We start from the raw sequence: 20,900 nt of genomic DNA on the forward strand, positions 1-20,900 counted from the left end.
CATCACCGCGGGCGGGCCGGTCGAGGGACGGCTGCGCCGACCGGCGTCGGGAGGCCCGCGCCGGTCAGCGCCGACCGGTCAGGTGGCGGTGGGGAAGTGGAAGTCCGGCCGGGCCGTCGGGGTGGTGCCCGGCCACCTGGTGGTGACCACCTTGCCCCGGGTGTAGAACGCCACGCCCTCCTGGCCGTGGATGTGCGTGTCGCCGAAGAGCGACGCCTTCCAGCCGCCGAAGGAGTGGTAGGCCATCGGCACCGGCAGCGGGACGTTCACGCCGACCATGCCGACCGAGACGGTACGCACGAAGCGGCGGGCCGCCGCTCCGGCGGAGGTGAACAGGGCGGTGCCGTTGCCGTACGGGTTGGCGTTGATGATCCTGATCGCCTCGTCCAGGCTCCCGGCCCGCAGCACCACCAGGACCGGTCCGAAGATCTCCTGCCGGTACGCGTCCATCTCGGGGGTGACCCGGTCCAGCAGGCAGGGGCCGACGAAGTATCCGTCGTCGTGGCCGTCGACCCGCAGCTCCCGGCCGTCGACGACCACGGTGGCCCCGGCCTTCTGCGCACCGTCCACGGAGGTGATGACGCGGTCGCGCGCCTCGTCGGTGACCACCGGCCCCATCTGGGACGGCTCCTGGTCGCCGGGGCCCACCACGATGGCCATGGCCTCCCGCCTGAGCAGGTCGACCAGGTCGTCCCCGGCGTCGCCGACCGCGACCACGGCGGAGATCGCCATGCAGCGTTGTCCGGCCGACCCGTACGCCGCCGACGTGATCTGCCGTGCCGCCTCGGCCAGGTCGGCGTCGGGCAGCACCACGGCGTGGTTCTTCGCCCCGCCCAACGCCTGCACCCGTTTGCCGGCGGCAGCGGCGCGCTGGTGCACGTGCCGGGCCACCGGGGTGGAGCCGACGAACGACACCGCCGCGACGTCCGGATGGTCGAGCAGCGCGTCGACCGCCTCCTTGCCGCCGTGCACCACGTTGAACACGCCGTCGGGCAGGCCCGCATCGGCGTAGAGCCGCGCGACGAGGTTCGACGCGGACGGGTCGCGTTCGCTGGGCTTGAGCACGAAGGTGTTGCCGCAGGCGATGGCGATGGGGTGCATCCACATCGGCACCATCACCGGGAAGTTGAACGGGGTGATGCCGGCGCAGACGCCGAGCGGCGCGCGCAGGGAGTACGAGTCGACACCGGTGGAGACCTGGTCGGAGTAGGCGCCCTTGAGCAACTGCGGGATGCCGCAGGCGAACTCGACGACCTCCCGGCCCCGGATCACCTCGCCGCGGGCGTCCTCGACGGTCTTGCCGTGTTCCGTGGTGACCAGCTTCGCCAGTTCGTCCTCGTGCCGTTCGACCAGGTCACGGAAGCGGAAGAGGACCTTGGTGCGCTGGGACAGCGACACGTCGCCCCAGGACTCGAAGGCCCGGGCCGCCGCCGCGACGGCCTGGTCGATCTCGGGCTGGGCGCCGATGGCGACCTGTGCCTGGGGCCGGCCGGTCGCGGGCTGGTACACGGTCGCGTACCCGCTGCCGGCGACGGACGCCCCGGCGATCCAATGTTCGATCCTGCGCACCCTCGTCTCCTTCGTCGATCCACGGTTGCCTCGATGTGCGGTGGGTCCGGCGCGATACCGACCTAGAGCCACCTGGTGCCGATTCCCCGCAGGTCGGGGGTGCTGAAGGAGTACACGAGCTCCATGCCGTCGGCGCTGCCGGTCTCGATGGCGTGGGCGACACCGGCGGGGATGTACATCGCGGTGCCCGGGCCCGCCTCGAACTCCTCGTCGGCCAGCGTGAACCGGGCTGTGCCGGAGAGCACGTAGTAGAACTCGGCCGAGTCGGCGTGCAGGTGCAGCGGGTGGGTCATCCCGGGTTCCATCCGGTAGACGCCGGTCAGGAACTCGCACTCCGGATCGCCGGTGGTGTCCCGGTCGACGAGACGGTGCACCAGTCCCTCGTCGTCCGGGTTGTGGTTGAGGGCGGAGATCAGCTCGTACTCCAGCGCGTCGCGGCGCACGACGAACGCCGGACGCGAGGTCCCCGGCCCGCCGCGCCGGTGGCCGTCGTGGGGTAACCGGGTCACCGTTCGGCGTCCACGCTCGTGGCGCCGAGGGGGATCTGCGGGCTGGTCAGCGGTCCGTGGTGCTTGGAGAGGCAGAGCGCCTCCCAGCCGGTGACCACGCCGTGGATGACGCCCGGCTCCCAGCACAGGTATTCACCGGCGTGATAGACGTGCTCCGGGTCGGTGGCGCACCAGCCACCGAGGAAGAAGATCTCCTCGGTGCTGTGGTGGAACTCCAGAGCGGTCTTTTCGAACCCTCGCGGCAGGACGAACAGGATGGTGTCCTTGCCGCTCTCCTCGACCTTGCGCAGCCGGATGCACTGGGTGGGCACGTCGAGGTCGCCGTGGCTGCTGGTGTCGGTGACGCCGGCGAACGCCTCCCGCACCGGTCGCCAGTTCGCCCGGTCGAAGATGTCGACGGTCTCGCCGAGCGGGGTCGACGGCGTCGGTGGGGCATCCGTGCGGACCTCGAAGGGGGAGTCGGTCCAGAAGATCAACGTAGCGCCCTGCTCCGAGGAGACCGGGCCGAGTGCGGTGCCGGAGGGCAGGAAGAGGTAGTGCCCGGGGCGGCAGTGGCGCCCGGCGATGGTCAGGTCGCCGTCGCGGACCAGTAGTTCGAGGTCGGCGCCGTTCCAGTGCGTCGGCATGTGCCAGCCGGGTGGGACGTCGACGACCAGCGTCTGCGCTCCGGTGTCCGGGTCGGCGTTGATCTGGCGGGTGAGAAGTCCGAAGGGCAGGCCCGCTGCCCGCCACACGCGGTGCGGCACCTGATCGATGATGACCCGTCGCTTACCGGCATGAGTCACGGTGACCTCCTTCAGTTGACGCAGGATTGTATGTAATCCGCCGGAGGGCGTCTAGGTCCGCGAGTGGCGCTCACCTTGGCTTCGCAGCTAGTGGCCATGGGCTGGATGCGGCGCTAGGGTGTCGCAAACTCCATGTATGCAAAGCCTGGCAGGGGTGCGCGCGCTGGAACGCGGGCGGGTGTCTGCCCTGCTAGCCGTCGGTTACTCGCGCCGAACCGGTCGGGATGGTCGCGATCTGGCTGAACGAAGCCTTGACAGGCGAAGACCTGTATACAAACATCGCATCCTGTGATCCGCTTCACCAAGTCAAGCACGCCTGATAAAGCAACCTTGCACACAATGTGGAGGTGTCGGCATGGGAACGACTTCCGTTCGGATGCGGGCCGTGGCGGCGCTCGCCGTGACGAGCCTGGCTGTCGCGGGCTGTAGTGGAAACGACGGCGACGACACCGACGCCGGCACCGGCCAGGCGCTGACCGTCGCCGCGCCCGGCGTGGTCTCCAGCCTCGACTCCGAGCGCTACCAGGGCTTCATCTCGATCGACCTGCTACCGAACATCTCCGGGACCCTCGTGCGCTTCACCAAGCCCGAGGCCGGCGCGACGACCCTGCAGACCCCGGACCAGATCGAGCCCGAGCTCGCCGAGTCCTGGGAACTCAGCGACGACCGCAAGCAGATGACCTTCACCCTCCGCGAGGCCAAGAGCCAGTTCGGCAACGCCCTCACCGCCGAGGACGTGAAGTGGTCCGTGGACCGGATGGTCAACAGCGAGGGCGTACCGATCGCCAAGATCCTCATGGGCATCGGCGGATGGGACATCGAGAACCCGGTCACCGTCACCGACGACCGGACCGTCACGATCAACGTCGCCCAGCCGAACGCGGTCAGCGTCTCGATCCTGAGCACCTTCTTCATGACGATCTACGACTCCGTCGAGGCCAAGAAGCACGCCACCGGCGACGACCCGTACGCCTACAAGTGGCTGGGCGAGAACACCGCCACCTTCGGCCCGTACGAGGTGCGCTCGTTCGACCCGGGCAAGGAGGTCCGCCTCACCGCCAACAAGAACTACTTCCGCGGAACGCCCACCGTGACCGACGTGGTGGTCCGCGCCGTGGCCGACACCTCCAACCGGCTCCAACTGGCCCAGAGCGGGCAGGTCGACGTCGCCAGCGCGCTCACCTTCGACCAACTCTCCTCGCTGGAAAACAGCGACGGCGTCCGGCTCGAACGGGTGCTCTACCCCAACATCGACGTCCTGGTGCCCAACCTCAAGGCCGAGCCCTTCGACGACAAGCGGGTCCGCGAGGCCATCTCCTACGCCGTCGACCGCGCCGCGATCGTCGAATCCGCGTACCAGGGCTACTCCACCGCGTCGAGCGACTTCATCCACGACGACTTCGGCGCCCCGGCGGCGGCACAGCCCCTCACCCACGACATCGACCGGGCCAAGCAACTGCTGGCCGAGGCGGGCCTGCCCAACGGCTTCTCGATGGAACTGGCCTACAACGCGGCCAACGTCGGCGCGCACAGCGAGCAGGTGGCCGTCCTGCTGCGGTCACAACTGGCCAAGGTCGGCATCGAGGTCAAACTGAACAACGTGGCCTCCGGCGCGGACTTCGACGCCGCCAAGCGCGAGGGCAAGCTCCAGAGCTGGTTGGCCACGAGCACCCCGCTGGTGCCCGACCCCGCCTACTACCTACAGGTCTTCTACTCCACCGGTGGCCTGACCAACCTGCAGAACTACAGCTCACCGACCGTCGACGGGCTGTCCCGGCAGATCCTCGAAACGCAGCCGGGTCCCGAACGGGAGACGCTGGTCAAGCAGGTCAACGACTTCATGGTGGGGGACATGCCGGCCATCCCGTTGGTCGACTCCCAGAAGTTCTACGCCTTCCGCGACGGGGTGACCGGCTTCGTCAGCTACTCCCAGGGCCACGTCAACTACTACGACATCTCCGTCTCCTGACCCGGTCGGTGTCCCCGGCGGTGTGCCGGGGACACCGACCGGCGGGGGACCCGCCGGTGACGACTGTTCGCGACTGACGTACCGAGAAAGCAGGTCGTTGATGTACCGACTTGGAGTCGACGTCGGAGGCACGTTCACCGACGTCCTTCTGATCGAGGAGGCGACCGGCCGGACCCGCCGCACGAAGGTGCCCTCCACGCCGCAGGACCAGTCCGTCGGCGTCGTCGAGGGCGTCACCCGGGTCCTCGCCGACGCCACCGCCCGCGCCGCCGACATCCGCCAGTTCCTGCACGGCACGACCGTGGCCACCAACGCCGTCCTCGAACGCCGGGGCGCCCGGGTGGGCCTGATCGTGACCGTCGGCTACCGGCAGGTTCTGCACATCGCCAGGTCGTACGTGCCCGGCGGACTCGGCGGCTGGATCGTCTGGGACCGACCCGCCGAACTCGTCGCACTCGAGGACGTCCGCGAGATCCGGGGCCGACTGGACGCCCGGGGCAACCAGATCGAGCCGCTGGACGAGACCGCCGTCCGGGCCGCCGTCCGTGACCTGGTCGACCGCGGCGTGGACGCCCTGGCCATCGGCTTCGTCAACGCCTACGCCAACCCCGCCCACGAACAGCGGGCCGCCGAGATCGCCACGGCCGAGGCACCCGGCGTACCGGTCTCCACCTCCGCCGGTGTCCTGCCCGAGCTGGGTGAGTACGAGCGCACCCTGACCACCGTCGCCAACGCCTACGTCCGCCCCGGCGTCGGCGCCTACCTGCGCAACCTCAGCAGCAAACTGGTCGCCGAGGGCCTCGTCGGCGACCGCCGGGTGCTGCGCTCCGACGGCGGACTGATGACCTTCGAACGGGCCGAGGACATCCCGGTCAGCCTGCTGATGAGCGGACCGGCCGGCGGCGTCGCCGCAGCGGTGGCCCTCGGACCGGCCGCCGGCTTCCGCGACCTGCTCACCCTGGACATGGGCGGCACCTCCACCGACGTCGCCCTGATCGAGGACGGCACCCCGGTCATCCGGCGCGAGACGACGGTGGCCGACCTCGCCGTCCGCTCGCCCTCGATCGACGTGCAGACCGTCGGTGCCGGCGGCGGCTCCATCGCCCACGTCCCCGAACTGACCGGCGCGCTGCGGGTCGGCCCGGCCAGCGCCGGGGCCCTGCCCGGCCCGGCCACCTACGGGCGCGGCGGCGAACTGCCGACGGTGACCGACGCCAACGTCGTGCTGGGCTACCTGCCACACGCGTTGCTCGGCGGCGCGATGCCCCTCGACGTCGACAAGGCCCGCACCGCGGTCGGCACCGTCGCGGCCCGGCTCGGCGTGACGGTGGAGGCCGCCGCCGCCGCGATCATCGACATCGTCAACGAGAACATGCTCGGCGCCCTGCGACTGGTCTCGGTGCAGCGCGGCTACGACCCGAGACGTTTCGCGCTCTTCGGATTCGGCGGCGCGGGCCCCCTGCACGCCAACGCCCTGGCCAAGCTCCTCGGATCGTGGCCGGTGGTGATCCCGCAGTCCCCGGGTGTGCTCTGCGCCTACGGAGACGCCTCGACCGGGGTCCGCGCCGAGGCGAACAGGTCACTGGTCCGCCCCCTCGACGACCTCGACGAGACGCTGCTGCGCCGCGAGTTCAGCGACCTGGCCACCCAGATCGACACCGAGTTCGACCGGGCCGAGGTGCCCGCCGACGCCCGTACGGTCCGCTTCGAGGCCGACGTGCGTTACCACGGGCAGGGCTTCGAGGTCCCCGTCAGCGTCCCGGCCTCCGGTGCGGAGCCACTGATCCCCACGCTGCGCGACGGCTTCGACGAGGCTCACCGACGCCTGTTCGGCTTCGCCCTCGACGAACAGCACGAGATCGTCAACATCCGGGCGGTGGGGGTCTCCGACGCCGAACGGATCCGACCCGTCGAGATCGAGTCGGGCGACCACGACGCCTCCCGCGCGGTCATCGGCCGCCAACGCGTGTACGTCGACGGCGGCTGGCAGGAGGCGGCCCTCTACGACCGCACCGCGCTGCGTGCCGGCGACGAACTGCGCGGACCCGCGATCGTGGTCGAGATGGATTCCACCAGCCTGGTCCTGCCGGGTTGCGTCGCGCGCGTCGACAGGCTGGGCAACCTGCTCGTCCTGCCCGCCGAGGAGGGAGTGCGCCGATGAGCGCCGTCATCGTCGAGACGACCCGGGCGCCGCGTCCGGTCGAGGTCGAGACCGCCGTGCTCGACATCGTCGAGAACGCCCTGCGCAACGCCCGCTTCGAGATGGACGCGGTCGTCCTGCGTACCGCGATGTCCCCGGGCATCCGGGAACAGAACGACGCCTTCCCGCTGATCGCCGACCGCAAGGGCCGGATGGTCGCCGGACAGTTCGGCTCCTTCATCGACGGCTTCCTCTCCGGCTACGACGGCACGGTGGAGGAGGGCGACGTCTTCTTCACCTCCGACCCGTACGCCTGCGACGGCGCGATCAGCCACGCCAACGACTGGCTGGTGCTGTTGCCGATCTACGCCGACGGCACGCTGGTCGGCTGGGCGGCGATGTTCGGCCACATGAGCGACGTCGGCGGCAAGGTGCCGGGAAGCCTCCCGACCGACGCGGTGTCCATCTACGAAGAGGGCGTCATCGTCCCGCCGGTGAAGCTGTTCCGCGGCGGGACACTCGACCAGCAACTGCTGGACACCGTCCTCAACCAGGTACGCCTGCCCAACTGGAACCGGGCCGACCTCAACGCCGTGCTCGCCTCCTGCCGGACCGCCGAGACCCGGGTCCGGGAACTGTGCGAGCGCTTCGGCCTGGACACCTACCTCTCGACGCTGGACCTGCTGTTGGAACGCAACCGCCAGGCCATGGCGAAGCTGTTCCGGCAGGTCGTCCCCGAACAGCCGGTCACCTTCGAGGACTACATCGACGACGACGGGCGCGGCAGCGGGCCGTTCCGCATCCGGTGCACGCTCTGGCGCGACGGCGACCGGGTGGTGCTCGACTTCACCGGCACCAGCGACCAGGCCGAGGGCTCGATCAACTTCCTGTTGAACGAGAACGTGCTGCGGATGTTCTTCGGCGTGTACACCATCATGGCCGTCGACCCGTTGATCATGTTCAACGACGGGTTCTACCCGTTGGTCGACGTCCGCATCCCCGAGGGCAGCCTGCTCAAGCCCCGACGACCGGCGGCACTGTCCTGCCGGACGCACGCCCTGGGCCGACTCTTCGACGTCCTGGCCGGACTGCTCGGCCAGTGCCGGCCGGACTTCCTCTGCGCCGCCGGGTTCTCCTCCAGCCCGCACCTGATGTACTCCGGCCTGGACCGCTCCGGCACCTGGTTCCAGCTCTACCAGATCGGCTTCGGCGGGGTGCCCGCCCGACCGGTCGGCGACGGCTTCGACGGCCACTCGATGTGGCCCTCGTTCACCAACGTGCCCAACGAGTACCTGGAGGCGTACTACCCGCTGCGCATCGAGTCCTACGAGTCGATCCCGGACTCCGGCGGTGCGGGCAAGCACCGTGGCGGCAACGGCATCCGGGTGGGCTACCGGTTCCTCGAACCAGGCCAGGTCTCCATCCACGACGACCGGTGGTTCACCAAACCCTGGGGCGTGCTCGGCGGCGAGCCGGGACAACGCGGCACGAAGATCCTGGAACGCGCCGACGGATCGCGGCAGACGGTGCCGGCCAAGTGCGATCACCTCGACGTACGCCCCGGCGACCTGCTGCACTTCGTCACCTGGGGCGGCGGCGGGTGGGGTGACCCGCTGGAACGCGACCCGGAGCAGGTACGCCACGACGTCGAACGGGGACTGGTCACCGTCGAGGGCGCCCGCCGCCACGGGGTGGTCCTGGTCGGCGACCGCGTCGACGACGAGCAGACCCGCAGACTCCGCGCCGAGATCGCCGCGAGCCGATCGGAGCTGCCCCGCTTCCACCACGGCGGCACGGTCGAGGAACTGCGGGCCCGGTGCCGGGCCGAGACCGGCCTCGAACCGCCCCGCGAACCGGCATCCCGGCGTACGCCCGCACCACCCGCCGCCGGCACCGCGCCCGGCCGTACGTCGTCGGCGGCACCCGGCGGTCAACGGCCGGGCGGAACACGCCCGCAGACGACCCCCCGCACCCCACTCGAGGTGCTCGTGCACCGCATCGCCCGGCAGGTGACCGGGGGATGAACCGGCACCGCAGCCGGACCAGCAAGGCCCTGAACACCGGCGGACACCCGCCCGCCGACGAACGATCGAAGGAGAACCGTCATGGCTGACCTGCAGATGTCCGCACTCGGAATGATCGAGACCCGTGGCCTGGTCGCGGCGATCGAGGCCGCCGACGCGATGGTCAAGGCCGCCACCGTCGTGCTGGTGGGCACCGAGTACGTCGGCGGTGGCCTGGTCACCGTGGTCGTGCGCGGCGACGTCGGCGCGGTCAAGGCCGCCACCGACGCCGGAGCCGCCAGCGCCTCCCGGCTCGGTGAGGTCGTCTCCGTGCACGTCATCCCGCGCCCGCACGGTGAGGTCGAGGCGATCCTGCCGACCGGGGCGACCCGGGGCGGAACCAGGGCCTGAACAGGACACCGCGTGCTCGTCGAAGGAGTTGACACATGAGTCGGGTATGGACTGCGGTCGATATCGAAGACGTCGCCCGGTCGACCGGGCCGCGCGAAATCCTTCTGGGCGCGCGTGACCTGATCTCGCCGCACGCGGAGGACCTGGCCCGCAACCTGGGCATCGACGTCCGCAGAACAGGACAGGACGCGCCACCGCCGACGCCCGCGCCACCGACACCGACCGGCGGCACGGGCGCCGGGTGCGGCGACGCCGACGACTGCTCGTGCGGCTGTTCCAGCGCCGAGGAACAGGCGGAACGGACCATCCGTACGGTCGCCACCGCCGTGCTGTCGGCGAACCCGGACGCGGACGCCTCGACGGTGGCCACCGAGACGCTCAAGGCGTTGGGCGCGTTCGGCGGACCGGGTGTGGGCCGTCCCGACCAGGCACAACCACTGCCCGGGCAGCCGCTGCCCAAGAAGGCCAAGGGCGCCCGCCCGCAGTTCTTCGCCGAACCGGGCATGGAAGCCCTCGTCTCCACAGTGGTCACCCTCTCCTCCGAGGTGTGGGTGCTGCGGGAACGGTTGACGACCCTGGAACAACTCCTCGCCGACCGGCGGGTGGTCGAGCGCGGCGCCGTGGACGCCTACCCGGTCTCCGACGCCGACGCGCAGGCCCGAGACACCGAGGCGGCGGCGTTCGTCGGCCGGGTGCTGCGGGTCTTCTACGAGTGGCGCGAGGAGATCGTGCGGGAGGAGACCCCGGAGTCCTACCGGGAGGTCATCCGGCAGGCCTTCGCACAGGTGGGGGAGGGGAAATGACACAGCAGGAGCACGGGGTCCTGCCCCGAGAGAACCACGACGAACTCGCGCGCGAGAACTTCGTCCGGGCACTGAAGTCGCACATCTCCACCGAGGTGACCCCCGGGGTCCGGGAACTGTACGCACACCGCGTCGCCCCCCGATACCAGCAGGAGACGGGCGTCGCACCCCGGGACCGGGAAGCGGTGCGCCGAGCCATGGAACCGGAGCCGTACTACCAGCTCTGGAGTTCCGTGCGCCGGGCGAGCCAGGACCTGCTCTGGAACGTGGTGGCCGACAGCATCGCCCGGCAGTGGGACGACCTGGCCGCCCGCGCGCAGCGGGCCGAACGCGGGCTCGGCTCCCTCGAACTGGATCCCGCCTTCGAGCTGCCCTGGTACTTCTGGGGCATCGACATCCACGCCATGCCCGGCGGCTACCGGGGCGAGTACGTGGCGGACGACCTCACCGCCGGCGCACTCTACGACCGGGGCGTCTACGTCTACGCCATGGGCCAGATGGGTGCCCTCAACGACGACTACGGCCAGTCCGTGGTCAACAACTACCTCAAACAGTCCCACCGGGACTTCCGCCCGAAGCGGATCCTGGAGATCGGCTGCGGGGTGGGCAACTCGACGCTGCCCTACGTCGACGCCTACCCGGACGCCGAGGTGCACGGCGTCGACGTCGGCGCGGCCCTGCTGCGCTACGGCCACGCCCGCGCCGAGTCACTCGGCCGCAAGGTGCACTTCTCCCAGCAGAACGCCGAGGCGACCTCGTTCCCGGACGGGCACTTCGACCTGATCGTCTCGCACATCGTGCTGCACGAGGTGCCACCGGACGCGGTCCGCGCGATCCTGCGGGAGTGTCACCGGCTGCTCGCCCCCGGCGGCATGATGATCCACGCGGACTTCCCCGGCTACGCCGGGCTCGACCCGTTGGTGCAGTTCCTCATCGACTGGGACACCTGGAACAACAACGAGCCGTTCTGGGGCCCGATGCGGGACATGGACCTCCTCCAGGCCGCCCGCGACGCCGGATTCACCGGCGACTGCTCGGAGCTGTCCTGCAAACGGGAGTGCGTCGAGGAGGTCACCACCCCGACCGGTCGGGTCCTGCAGAGCGGCGAGCGTCGGCGCAGCGGCACCCTCTCGCTGCTCGTGGGTCGGCGCTGACGTGGCCGGCAGCGAGGTCGAGCTGCGCACGTACGCGTTCGTCGACCGACTCCAGCCACAGATGGCCGCCCTGCTGGGCAGTGTGATGTCGGGTGACCCGGTCGTCGAGGGGATGTCCCAGCTCTTCCTGGAGATATCCCCCGGCAGCGACGTCTACGCCCTGGTCGACGCGGCCGTCAAGGGTGCCGGTGTCCGGCCCGGCTCCCAGGTCGTCGAGCGCCAGTACGGCATGACCGAACTGCACTCGATGTCGCAGGACGCCGTACGGCAGGCCGGTCGCACCATCCTCGACCTGCTCGGCATGACCGAGGCCGACGCGCAGCCCGCGGAACTGGTCTCGGCGAAGGTCGTCTCCAACATCGACGCCTACCAGGCGCAACTGGTCAACCGGTCGAAGAAGGGCTCCCTGCTGGTGGCCGGCGAGTCGATGCTGGTGGTGGAGTGCCAGCCCGCCGCCTACATCTCCGCCGTCGGCAACGAGGTGGAGAAGTCGGCGGACGTCAAGATCGTGGACGTCCGGGGCGTCGGCCAGTTCGGGCGGCTGTGGGTCTCCGGACTGCACGCCGAGATCGAGTCGGCCCGGCAGGCCGTCCGGCTGGCCTTCGAGAAGACGCCCTGGTCCCGGCGCTAGAGGAACGAGGTGATCCGGCATGCGTATCGCCCGGGTGATCGGGTCGGTGGTCAGCACCGTCAAGGCCGAGACGCTGACCGGCGCCAAGCTGCTCGTCGTCACGCCCCTGGGTGAGGGGCACGCCGTGGAGCCGTACGTCGCCGTCGACACCGTCGGCGCGGGCCGGGGCGAGGTCGTCCTGGTCGCGTGCGGCAGCGCGGCACGACTGGCGGAACGGCAATCCAGCCAGGCGCCCGTGGACTCCACCATCGTCGCGATCGTCGACCGGTTGGAGACCGAGGCGTGGGTCAACTATGTGAAGGACTGACGTGGACCTGTGGAATGCGGGTGCGCTCGGCATGGTCGAGACGCGCGGACTGGCTGCCTCGATCGTCGTCGTCGACGTGATGGCCAAGGCAGCCGAGGTGACGGTGATCGGCGTCAGCCGCATCGGTGGCGGTCTCGTCACGGTCTCCTTCATCGGCGACATGGCCTCGGTGACGGCGGCGGTGGACAGCGCACGGCAGGCCGTCGCGGCGACCGGCGGCACGATCGTCGCGACCGTGCTCGGCCGTCCCGCCGTACCGGCCCACCTCGTGCGGGACGCCCCGCCGGCCGACCGGCACACCGGCGAGGCAGCACGCACCGACGCTGGCGGGCCGGAACCTGAGGCCACTCGTGCTGAGGACCGGCCGGACCCGGTCGGGGAGAGCACCGGCGAGGCCGACCGCCCCGCGACGTCCGCGTCCGGCGGCAGCCCGAGACGACGCGCCGCGCGGTCGACCGCCCCGAAGCGACGGCCTCCGCCGCCCGTACCACCGACCGAGCGAGGGGAGTGACATGCGCGGATACGTGGGCCCGCCGGGGGCCCAGATCCACTACCGGAGCAGCGGTACCCGGGGACCGGCACTCGTGCTGTTGCACGAGTCGCCGCAGGCGTCCAACGTCTTCGCGCCGGCCATGCCCGCGCTCGGCCGCTCACTGCGCGCGTACGCCTTCGACACCCCCGGGTACGGGCAGTCCGACCCGCCGCCCGAACCCCCGGAGATCCCCGGCTACGCGCGCCTGCTGCTCGACGCCGTCGACGCGCTGGGCATCGACGAGTTCGCCGTCGCCGGACAGCACACCGGCGCCTCCCTGGCGTTGGCGGTCACCGACCTCGCCGCGCCCGGCCGGGTCACCCACGCAATCCTGTCCGGCCTCGTGCTCGACCGGGCCGAACGGGAGCGGCTGGGGGCCACCTGGGCGCCCGACAGGCCGATCGACCCGACCGGACAGCACCTGCGCGACCTCTGGGCACGGTACCTGGACATCTGGGAACAGCCACCGGAGCTGGTCAACCTCGCGGTGGCCAACATCGCCTCGGTGTTCGACCGGTACAACTGGGCCTACCGCGCCGCCTTCCGCTACGACCCGACCGAGCCGCTGCGCGGCGCACCCTGCCCGGTGCTGCTGCTCACCGCCGCCCGGGACATGCTGGCCCACTGCGACGACATCGCCCGGCAGATCCGCCCGGACGCGACCTCGGTCCGGTTGACCGACTCCACCGGGCAACTGCCGTGGCGGGTGCCGGAGGAGTTCGCCACCGCCGTGGTCTCCTTCGTCACCGGGTCCGGGCGGGCACCGTGACCGGGCGGACCGACGTCCTGGTGATCGGCGCCGGCACCGCAGGTCTGCCCTGCGCGATCGAGGCGGCCCGGGCCGGGCTCCGCGTCGACCTGGTCGACGTCGGCACCGACATCGGCGGCACCCTGCGGGTCTCCGCCGGACACATGAGCGCCGCCGGTACCCGCCGCCAACGCGCGGCCGGCATCGACGACGACCCGGACCGGCACTTCGCCGACGTCCAGCGCATCGGGCACCACCAGGGCGACCCCGCCCTGATCCGGCTGGCCGTCGACGAGGCCCCCGGCATCGTCGACTGGCTCGACGAGAACGGCTTCCCGTTCGCCCCCGGCATGCCGGTGGTCTACCACGGGCACTCGCCGTACTCCCGACCCCGCACCTACTGGGGCGTCGACCGGGGCCGGTCGATCCGCGAGACGCTGCGGCCACTGCTCGCCGCGCAGGTGGACGCCGGTCGGGTCACGCTGCGGCTGCGGTCGCGGGCGCTGCGTCTGTGTACCGAGGGCGGTGGCGTCACCGGTGCCGTCGTACGGACCCCGGACGGTGAGCGTGAGCTGCGCGCCGACGTCACGGTGCTCGCCTCGGGCGGGTACGGGGCCAACCCGGAGATCTTCTCCGCGGTGACTCCGGGCGCACCCCGCCTGGTGACCAACGCCGAGCCCACCTCCACCGGCGACGCGATGCGGATGGCCACGCCGTTGGGTGCCGCCGTCCGCTTCGCCGACCTGCACACCCCCCGCCTGGGCCTGCTCGAACGTCGCTCGACGCCCGGCCGGGTGGACTTCTGGTCCGAGGTGGCGCAGTTGGCGCCCGCCGACCGCGTACCCCGGGAGATCTGGGTCAACGCCGACGGCGACCGGTTCGTGGCCGAGGATCTCGGCGACGTCACGCGCCACGAGCGGGCCGTGCAGCACCAGCCGGGCGCCGCGTTCTGGATCGTGTGCGACGACGCGGCGATCGACGCCGGGTCACCGCTGGTGCCCGCGTGGGGCCCGGACGGTCTCCGCGCCCAGGCGCGGCAGGGGGACGTGGCCTGGGTCGCCGACGACCTCACCGATCTGGCCCGTCGGGCGGGGATCGATCCGGACGGCCTGCGGCGCACCGTGCGGGCGTACCACCTGGCGGTCGACCGGGGCGTCGACGCGCTGGGCCGACGGCACCTGGGCCACCGGGTGGCCCGGCCGCCCTTCTACGCGGTGCGGTCGGCCGCCGCGCTGCTCTGCAGCTTCGGCGGCCTGGACGTCGATGCGGCCTTCCGGGTGCGCCGCGACGACGGCGGGGTCGTTCCCGGCCTGTACGCCGTCGGTGAGGCGATCGGCATGGGCGCCACCAGCGGCGCCGCGTTCTGCGGGGGGATGGCGGTGACCCCGGCGTTGGCGTTCGGGCGGCTGCTCGGTCGGCGGCTCGGCGGGTGATCGACACGGCACACCACTCCCTGTCCTGTATGCACGGAGGTCCACCACGGGATTCGGCTCTGGCTCTGGCTCGCAAAAGCCGCTGTTGACAGCGGGCGACGCACAACTGTTGTATACAAACACCCACCCGGGTGGGCTGCTATGAGAGGTGTCCATGTCTAGCGAAACGCACCACGAAGGACCGCTCCACGGCGTGCGCGTGATCGAGTTCGGGTCCCTGCTCGCAGGCCCCTTCTGCAGCCAACTGCTGGCCGACTTCGGCGCCGACGTCATCAAGTGCGAGCCGCCCCGCCAGGGCGACCCGATGCGCGAATGGGGTCAGGAGAAGCCGCACGGCAAGTCGCTGTGGTGGCCGATCGTCGCCCGCAACAAGAAGTCGATCACCGTCGACCTGCGCACGCCCGCGGGCCAGTCGGTCGCCCGCCAGTTGATCGCGCAGAGCGACGTGGTCGTCGAGAACTTCCGACCCGGGACGATGGAACGTTGGGGCCTCGGCTACGAGGACCTGTCCGCCGACAACCCCGGCCTGGTCATGGTGCGTGTCTCCGGCTTCGGCCAGACCGGACCGTACTCCACCCGACCCGGCTACGGATCGGTCGGCGAGGCGATGGGCGGCCTGCGCTACGTCGTCGGCGACCCGCAGACCCCGCCCAGCCGGGTGGGCGTCAGCCTCGGCGACTCCCTGGCCGGCACCTTCGCCGCCCTGGGCGCGGTGATGGCCCTGCGCGTACGCGACCAGAGCGGCCGGGGCCAGGTCGTCGACTCGGCGATCTACGAGGCCGTCCTGGCGATGATGGAGTCGCTGCTGCCCGAGTACACGCTCGGCGGCCACGTCCGCGAACGTACCGGCGCCATCCTGCCCAACATCGCACCCTCCAACGTCTACCCGACCCGCGACGGCGGCCTGCTGCTCATCGCCGCCAACCAGGACACCGTCTTCCGGCGCCTGGCCTCGGCCATGGACATGACCGGACTGAGCACCGACCCCCGCTTCGCCACCCACGCCGCCCGAGGCCGCCACCAGGGCGAACTCGACGACATCATCGCCGGCTGGTCGGGCCGCCACGACACCGAGGACCTGATGGCCGTCATGATCAAACACGACGTGCCGGTCGGCCGGGTCTACCGCGCCCCGGAGATGCTCGACGACGAGCACTTCGCCGCCCGCGAGGCCATCGTCCGGGTCGAACACCCCGAGTTCGGCGAGTTCCCGATGCAGAACGTCGTGCCGAGACTGTCGCGCACCCCCGGCCGGGTCAAATGGACCGGCCCCCGCCTCGGCGAGCACACCGACCAGGTGCTGACCGACATCGTCGGCCTGGCCGAGTCCGAGATCAACGAACTGCGTGCCAGCGGCGTCATCTAGAGGCGGACACGGTGAATGACCTCCACGCGGACTACCGCAGCGCCGGCTTCGGCGGCGACCTGGGACACGGCACCCGCCGCGCGCTCCTGCTCGTCGACCTGGTACGCGCCTACCTCGACCCGGCCTCACCGCTCTACGCCGGTGACGAGAACCCACCGGCCCTGCGCGCCAGCGTCGACCTGCTCGCCGCCGCCCGACGCCACGGCACCCCGGTGATCCACACCCGGGTCGAACTCGCCCCCGGCGGGATCGACGGCGGCCTGTTCACCCGCAAGGTGCCCGCCCTGCGGGTCTTCGAACGCGGCAGCGAACTCGCCGCCGCGCCACCGGTCCTGGCACCCGCCGCCGACGAGGCGGTCGTCACCAAGCAGTACGCCAGCGCCTTCTTCGGCACCAGCCTCGCCAGCACCCTGCGCGTACTCGGCGTGGACGCCCTGCTCATCGCCGGCGCCTCGACCAGCGGCTGCGTCCGGGCGAGCGCGGTGGACGCGCTGCAACACGGATTCGTCCCGCTCGTCGTCGCCGACGCCTGCCTGGACCGGGACCCCCGCCCGCACCAGGCCGCCCTGTTCGACCTCGGCGCCAAGTACGCCCAGGTCCTGACCCTGGACGAGGCGACCACCCTGCTCGAACCGGGAGGTGCGTGATGCGGGTCCTCAGATACGCCCGCCGCCGGATCCTCTTCCTCCCGGTCGGTCTGCTCTCCGTCATCGTGCTGGCCTTCCTGCTGGTCAACGCGCTACCCGGCAACCCGGCCGGGGTCATCGCCGGACCGGCCGCCTCCCCGACGGAACTGGCCGAGATCGAACGTCGACTCGGCCTGGACCTGCCCCTGTGGGAACGGTTCGTCGACTACCTCGGCAGCCTGGTCCGCGGCGACCTCGGCTCGTCCTACTACACCGACCGGCCCATCCTCGACGAGATCCTGCGGTTCGCCCCGGCAACCCTGGAACTGGTGTTCCTCTCCCTGGCCCTCGCCGCGCTGGTCGGTATCGGCCTCGGCACGCTGGGCGCCTACCGCAAGGGCACGGTGGCCGACCGTACCTCCCGCTTCATCGTCACCACGTTCCAGTCCATCCCCGACTTCTTCCTGGCGCTGCTGCTCATCTACCTGCTCTTCTATCTCGCCGGGTGGGCACCGGCCCCGGTCGGTCGCCTCGGCCTGATGGACGAGCCACCACCGACCGTGACCGGAGCGCTGCTGCTGGACTCGCTGCTCTCCGGCGACATGGGCACCTTCCGATCGGCGGTGGCGCACTCGGTGCTGCCGGTGCTGACGCTGGGCATCTACTACTCCGCGTACTTCGCCCGCAGCACGTACGCCTCCCTGGTGCCGGCGCTGGAGTCCAAACAGGTCGAGTTCGCCCGCGCCAGCGGCCTGCGCGAGCGCACCGTCCTCGCGTACGCCTTCCGCCAGGCCCGGACCCCGATCCTGACCTACGGCGGCATCCTGCTCGCCGCGCTGCTCGGCGGCGCGGCCATCATCGAGACCATCTTCTCCTGGGGTGGCTTCGGTGAGTGGGCGATCGACTCGATCCTCCAGCTCGACATCCCGGCCGTGCAGGGCTTCATCCTGGCCGCCGGACTCGGGACCCTGTTGGCCTTCACCGCGCTGGACATCCTGGTCGCGGCGCTCGATCCGAGGGTGCGCTATGACTGAGACCCTGGCCGCCGACCCCACCACGGTCACCGCCCCGACCACCAGGAAACGCCCCCGGGGCCGTCGGCGGTGGCGACTCTGGCTGCCCGGCACCGTCCTGACCGGCCTGCTCGCCGCGGCCTACCTCGCACCGCTGCCGCACGACCCGACGGAACCGACCACCAACACCCTCACCGCACCCGACGGCGAGCACTGGATGGGCACCGACAAGTTCGGCCTCGACGTGTTCAGCCGGCTGATCGCCTCCGCCGGGGTGGACATCCCGTTGGCCCTCGCCGGCATGCTGATCTCGCTGGTGATCGGCGTACTGCTCGGGCTGGCCGCCCTGCACCGTGGACCGTGGGGCGAACGCGTGGTCCGGGCCCTCGACGTGTTCCAGGCGTTCCCGCTGCTGATCCTGGCCATCGCCCTGGTCGCGCTGATGGGCAACAACATCGAGAACGTCGTCGTGGCCATCGCCATCATCAACGTCCCCCGCTTCGTCCGTCTGGTCCGCAGCGAGGGACTGACCATCCGGGAGAGCCGCTACATCGAGGCGGCCCACGCCATCGGCGCGACCGGGCCGCGCGTGATGTTCCGGCACGTCCTGCCGAACATGACCGGCATCATCCTGGCCCAGGCGTCACTGGCGGTCGCGCACTCGATCGTCGTGATCGCCTCGCTCTCCTTCCTCGGCATCGGCATCAACGCCGCCGACGCGAGCTGGGGCGCGATGATCCAGACAGGAGCGCAGAACATGACGACCGGCCAGTGGTGGGTCTCGGTCTTCCCCGGACTCGCCATCTTCCTCACCGTGCTCTGCTTCAACGCCATCAGCGACGAACTGCAGGACACCTTCGGCCGGGCGAGGCAACGATGAGTCTGCTCAACGCACGACGTCGACCCGACAGCCGGCCCACCCCGCCGTCGTCCGGCGGACCCGGCGGACGTCTGCTGGAGGTCAGCGGCCTGACCACCCGGTTCGACACCCCCGACGGACTGGTGCACGCGGTCAACGGCGTCGACTTCCACGTCGACCGGGCCGAGATCGTCGGCGTCGTCGGCGAGAGCGGATGCGGCAAGTCGGTGACCATCCGGTCCATCCTCGGCCTGGTCCGGCCCCCCGGCCGGGTGGTCGAGGGCACCGCCCGCTTCGACGGTGTCGACCTGCTCGGCCTGCGCCGCACCGAGTTGCGCCGACTACGCGGCAAGGAGATCGGCTTCATCGCCCAGAACCCGTTCAGCGCCCTGAACCCGGTGATGCGCATCCACCGGCAGTTCGCCACCATCATGGCCGCGCACGGGGTCAAGGCCGACGGCGCGGTCCGGGACCGGGCCCGCACCGCGCTCACCGACGTCGGCATCGCCGGCCCGGACCGGGTACTCGACGGCTACGCGCACCAGTTGAGCGGCGGCATGGCCCAGCGCGTGGTGATCGCCATGGCCATGCTGCTCAATCCGGCCTTCGTGATCGCCGACGAACCGACCACCGGCCTGGACCTCACCGTGCAACGGCAGATCCTGGACCTCATCCGCCGCCTGGTCCGCGAACACGACCGCTCGATGCTGCTGGTCACCCACGACCTCGGCGTCGTCGCGCAGTACTGCGACCGGGTCGTCGTCATGTACGCCGGCAGGGTCATCGAACACGGCACCGTCCGGGAGGTCCTCCGGGACCCCCGCCACCCGTACACCCAGGCGCTCATCCGGGCCGTTCCCCGGCCCGGCGAGCCGCTGGTGCACCTCACCGGTCGACTGCCCGACCTGATCGACTACCCGTCCGGATGCCCCTTCCGGGCCCGCTGTCCGCACGCCTTCGAGCCGTGCGCCCAGGTGGTCCCGGCCGCGGTGACGCAGACGTCCGGTCGGACGTACTGGTGTCACCTGCCCCAGGAGAAGGAGGCAGCGCGGTGAGTCTGCTGGAGCTGACCAACGTCAGCAAGGAGTTCCACGTCGGTGGCGCCACCCGCGTCCACGCGCTGGACGACGTGTCGATCGCGGTGGACGCCGGAGAGACCGTGGCGGTCATCGGCGAGAGCGGTTCCGGCAAGTCGACGCTGGGTCGGTTGGCCCTGCGCCTGATCGAACCGACCCGGGGCTCGGTGCGCTTCGACGGCACCGACATGCTCGCGCTGCCCGCCACCGAGATGCGCAGGCTGCGCGCGAAGCTGCAGATCATCTTCCAGGAACCGTTCGAGTCGCTGAACCCCCGGATGCGGGTGGCCGACATCATCGGCGAACCACTCGCCATCCACCGGCCCGCGATGTCCACGGCGCAGCGCCGTGCCCGGGTCGCGCAGATGATCGACCAGGTCGGACTCGCCCCCGACATGGCCCGGCGCTATCCGGGTGAACTCAGCGGCGGGCAGCAGCAGCGGGTCGGCATCGCCCGGGCCGTGGTGACCGAGCCGTCCCTGATCGTGCTCGACGAACCCACCTCCTCGCTCGACCTGTCGGTCCGCGCCCAGATCCTGCGACTGCTCGCCGACCTGCAGGCCGAACTCGGCATGGGCTACCTGTTCATCTCGCACGACATCCACACGGTCCGGTACGTCAGCGACCGCATCGTGGTCATGTACCGGGGCAGGGTCGTCGAGACCGGTCCGTCCGAGCTGGTGTTCGCCGATCCCCAACACCCGTACACCCGCGCGCTGCTGGCGGCGGCCCTGCCCGTCGACCCCGACCAGGAGCTGCCCCCGGCCCGGCTGGTCGGTGACCCGCTGAGCCCGACCCAGCTCGTCTCGGGATGTGTCCTGCACGGACGCTGCCCGGTCGGTGAGGACCGATGTGTACAGACCGAGGTGCGGCTGACGCCGATCGGCGCCGACCGGGAGGTGGCCTGCATCAAACCCGGAGCGCCCGGGAGCTGACCTGCCCGGCGGCGTGGTGGCGACGACCGGG

At 71.0% G+C, this 20,900-nt stretch carries 20 protein-coding genes; 17 read left to right on the plus strand and 3 right to left on the minus strand.

The genetic code is table 11. The annotated features are described in order from the left end of the window. Positions 1-78: 78 nt before the first annotated feature. The 3 genes from ACIBMZ_RS15875 to ACIBMZ_RS15885 all read right to left on the minus strand — a co-directional run bounded on the left by ACIBMZ_RS15875 (position 79) and on the right by ACIBMZ_RS15885 (position 2,863). Entirely contained in the window at positions 79-1,569 is a 1,491-nt protein-coding gene (locus tag ACIBMZ_RS15875) for a CoA-acylating methylmalonate-semialdehyde dehydrogenase (protein WP_396694280.1), read from the minus strand. Between the two features lie 62 nt (positions 1,570-1,631). Beyond that, complete coding sequence (locus tag ACIBMZ_RS15880) at positions 1,632-2,078, minus strand: dimethylsulfonioproprionate lyase family protein (protein ID WP_396694281.1); 447 nt, start codon at positions 2,076-2,078, stop codon at positions 1,632-1,634. Continuing rightward, positions 2,075-2,863, minus strand: coding sequence for a cupin domain-containing protein (locus tag ACIBMZ_RS15885; protein ID WP_396694283.1), 789 nt, complete (start codon positions 2,861-2,863; stop codon positions 2,075-2,077). The genes ACIBMZ_RS15880 and ACIBMZ_RS15885 overlap by 4 nt, the downstream gene beginning before the upstream one ends. Before the next feature lie 355 nt (positions 2,864-3,218). On the opposite strand from ACIBMZ_RS15885, the gene ACIBMZ_RS15890 reads away from it, so the two are divergent. The 17 genes from ACIBMZ_RS15890 (at position 3,219) to ACIBMZ_RS15970 (ending at position 20,869) form a co-directional block, all read left to right on the plus strand. Further along, positions 3,219-4,832 (plus strand): ABC transporter substrate-binding protein, encoded by a 1,614-nt coding sequence (locus ACIBMZ_RS15890; RefSeq protein WP_396694285.1) that lies wholly within the window; start codon positions 3,219-3,221, stop codon positions 4,830-4,832. Positions 4,833-4,932: 100 nt separating this feature from the next. Beyond that, positions 4,933-6,993, plus strand: a complete 2,061-nt coding sequence (locus tag ACIBMZ_RS15895) for a hydantoinase/oxoprolinase family protein (protein WP_396694287.1) — start codon at positions 4,933-4,935, stop codon at positions 6,991-6,993. Continuing rightward, positions 6,990-8,996, plus strand: a complete 2,007-nt coding sequence (locus ACIBMZ_RS15900) for a hydantoinase B/oxoprolinase family protein (RefSeq protein WP_396694289.1) — start codon at positions 6,990-6,992, stop codon at positions 8,994-8,996. Before ACIBMZ_RS15895 ends, ACIBMZ_RS15900 begins: the two co-directional genes overlap by 4 nt. A 90-nt stretch (positions 8,997-9,086) precedes the next feature. After that, a complete protein-coding gene (eutM, locus tag ACIBMZ_RS15905; RefSeq protein WP_396694795.1) occupies positions 9,087-9,386 on the plus strand; it encodes an ethanolamine utilization microcompartment protein EutM in 300 nt (99 codons plus the stop codon). A gap of 35 nt (positions 9,387-9,421) precedes the next feature. Next, a complete protein-coding gene (locus ACIBMZ_RS15910; RefSeq protein WP_396694291.1) occupies positions 9,422-10,189 on the plus strand; it encodes a hypothetical protein in 768 nt (255 codons plus the stop codon). Continuing rightward, positions 10,186-11,343 (plus strand): methyltransferase domain-containing protein, encoded by a 1,158-nt coding sequence (locus tag ACIBMZ_RS15915; protein WP_396694293.1) that lies wholly within the window; start codon positions 10,186-10,188, stop codon positions 11,341-11,343. The genes ACIBMZ_RS15910 and ACIBMZ_RS15915 overlap by 4 nt, the downstream gene beginning before the upstream one ends. Position 11,344: 1 nt before the next feature. After that, complete coding sequence (locus tag ACIBMZ_RS15920) at positions 11,345-11,974, plus strand: hypothetical protein (protein ID WP_350698211.1); 630 nt, start codon at positions 11,345-11,347, stop codon at positions 11,972-11,974. Between the two features lie 19 nt (positions 11,975-11,993). Then, complete coding sequence (locus tag ACIBMZ_RS15925) at positions 11,994-12,281, plus strand: EutN/CcmL family microcompartment protein (protein ID WP_396694295.1); 288 nt, start codon at positions 11,994-11,996, stop codon at positions 12,279-12,281. A 1-nt stretch (position 12,282) separates the two neighbouring features. Next, entirely contained in the window at positions 12,283-12,792 is a 510-nt protein-coding gene (locus ACIBMZ_RS15930; protein WP_396694297.1) for a BMC domain-containing protein, read from the plus strand. A 1-nt stretch (position 12,793) separates the two neighbouring features. Beyond that, positions 12,794-13,582 (plus strand): alpha/beta fold hydrolase, encoded by a 789-nt coding sequence (locus ACIBMZ_RS15935; protein ID WP_396694299.1) that lies wholly within the window; start codon positions 12,794-12,796, stop codon positions 13,580-13,582. Continuing rightward, positions 13,579-14,994, plus strand: coding sequence for an FAD-dependent oxidoreductase (locus ACIBMZ_RS15940; RefSeq protein WP_396694301.1), 1,416 nt, complete (start codon positions 13,579-13,581; stop codon positions 14,992-14,994). Before ACIBMZ_RS15935 ends, ACIBMZ_RS15940 begins: the two co-directional genes overlap by 4 nt. 193 nt (positions 14,995-15,187) lie before the next feature. Beyond that, positions 15,188-16,360 (plus strand): CaiB/BaiF CoA transferase family protein, encoded by a 1,173-nt coding sequence (locus ACIBMZ_RS15945; protein ID WP_396694302.1) that lies wholly within the window; start codon positions 15,188-15,190, stop codon positions 16,358-16,360. 11 nt (positions 16,361-16,371) lie between these two features. Further along, positions 16,372-17,007 (plus strand): isochorismatase family protein, encoded by a 636-nt coding sequence (locus ACIBMZ_RS15950; RefSeq protein ID WP_396694303.1) that lies wholly within the window; start codon positions 16,372-16,374, stop codon positions 17,005-17,007. Then, positions 17,007-18,020 carry an ABC transporter permease gene (locus ACIBMZ_RS15955; protein ID WP_396694305.1) on the plus strand — a complete coding sequence of 338 codons (1,014 nt, stop codon included), beginning with the start codon at positions 17,007-17,009 and terminating at the stop codon, positions 18,018-18,020. Before ACIBMZ_RS15950 ends, ACIBMZ_RS15955 begins: the two co-directional genes overlap by 1 nt. Beyond that, a complete protein-coding gene (locus tag ACIBMZ_RS15960; protein ID WP_396694307.1) occupies positions 18,013-18,879 on the plus strand; it encodes an ABC transporter permease in 867 nt (288 codons plus the stop codon). The genes ACIBMZ_RS15955 and ACIBMZ_RS15960 overlap by 8 nt, the downstream gene beginning before the upstream one ends. Further along, positions 18,876-19,913: an ABC transporter ATP-binding protein gene (locus ACIBMZ_RS15965; protein WP_396694309.1), complete on the plus strand. Its 1,038-nt coding sequence runs from the start codon at positions 18,876-18,878 to the stop codon at positions 19,911-19,913. Before ACIBMZ_RS15960 ends, ACIBMZ_RS15965 begins: the two co-directional genes overlap by 4 nt. After that, positions 19,910-20,869 (plus strand): ABC transporter ATP-binding protein, encoded by a 960-nt coding sequence (locus tag ACIBMZ_RS15970; protein WP_396694311.1) that lies wholly within the window; start codon positions 19,910-19,912, stop codon positions 20,867-20,869. Before ACIBMZ_RS15965 ends, ACIBMZ_RS15970 begins: the two co-directional genes overlap by 4 nt. The last annotated feature ends 31 nt before the right edge of the window (positions 20,870-20,900 follow it).

The organism is Micromonospora sp. NPDC049900 (genome assembly GCF_044461025.1).
In the GTDB taxonomy this organism is placed as follows: domain Bacteria; phylum Actinomycetota; class Actinomycetes; order Mycobacteriales; family Micromonosporaceae; genus Micromonospora.

What these genes read in the sequence shown, in the direction of transcription:
- ACIBMZ_RS15935 (WP_396694299.1), top strand. Translation starts at nt 12,794, where the DNA reads ATGCGCGGATACGTGGGCCCGCCGGGGGCCCAGATCCACTACCGGAGC.
- ACIBMZ_RS15965 (WP_396694309.1), top strand. Translation starts at nt 18,876, where the DNA reads ATGAGTCTGCTCAACGCACGACGTCGACCCGACAGCCGGCCCACCCCG.
- ACIBMZ_RS15915 (WP_396694293.1), top strand. Translation starts at nt 10,186, where the DNA reads ATGACACAGCAGGAGCACGGGGTCCTGCCCCGAGAGAACCACGACGAA.
- ACIBMZ_RS15900 (WP_396694289.1), top strand. Translation starts at nt 6,990, where the DNA reads ATGAGCGCCGTCATCGTCGAGACGACCCGGGCGCCGCGTCCGGTCGAG.
- ACIBMZ_RS15960 (WP_396694307.1), top strand. Translation starts at nt 18,013, where the DNA reads ATGACTGAGACCCTGGCCGCCGACCCCACCACGGTCACCGCCCCGACC.
- ACIBMZ_RS15895 (WP_396694287.1), top strand. Translation starts at nt 4,933, where the DNA reads ATGTACCGACTTGGAGTCGACGTCGGAGGCACGTTCACCGACGTCCTT.
- ACIBMZ_RS15910 (WP_396694291.1), top strand. Translation starts at nt 9,422, where the DNA reads ATGAGTCGGGTATGGACTGCGGTCGATATCGAAGACGTCGCCCGGTCG.
- ACIBMZ_RS15955 (WP_396694305.1), top strand. Translation starts at nt 17,007, where the DNA reads ATGCGGGTCCTCAGATACGCCCGCCGCCGGATCCTCTTCCTCCCGGTC.
- ACIBMZ_RS15890 (WP_396694285.1), top strand. Translation starts at nt 3,219, where the DNA reads ATGGGAACGACTTCCGTTCGGATGCGGGCCGTGGCGGCGCTCGCCGTG.
- ACIBMZ_RS15925 (WP_396694295.1), top strand. Translation starts at nt 11,994, where the DNA reads ATGCGTATCGCCCGGGTGATCGGGTCGGTGGTCAGCACCGTCAAGGCC.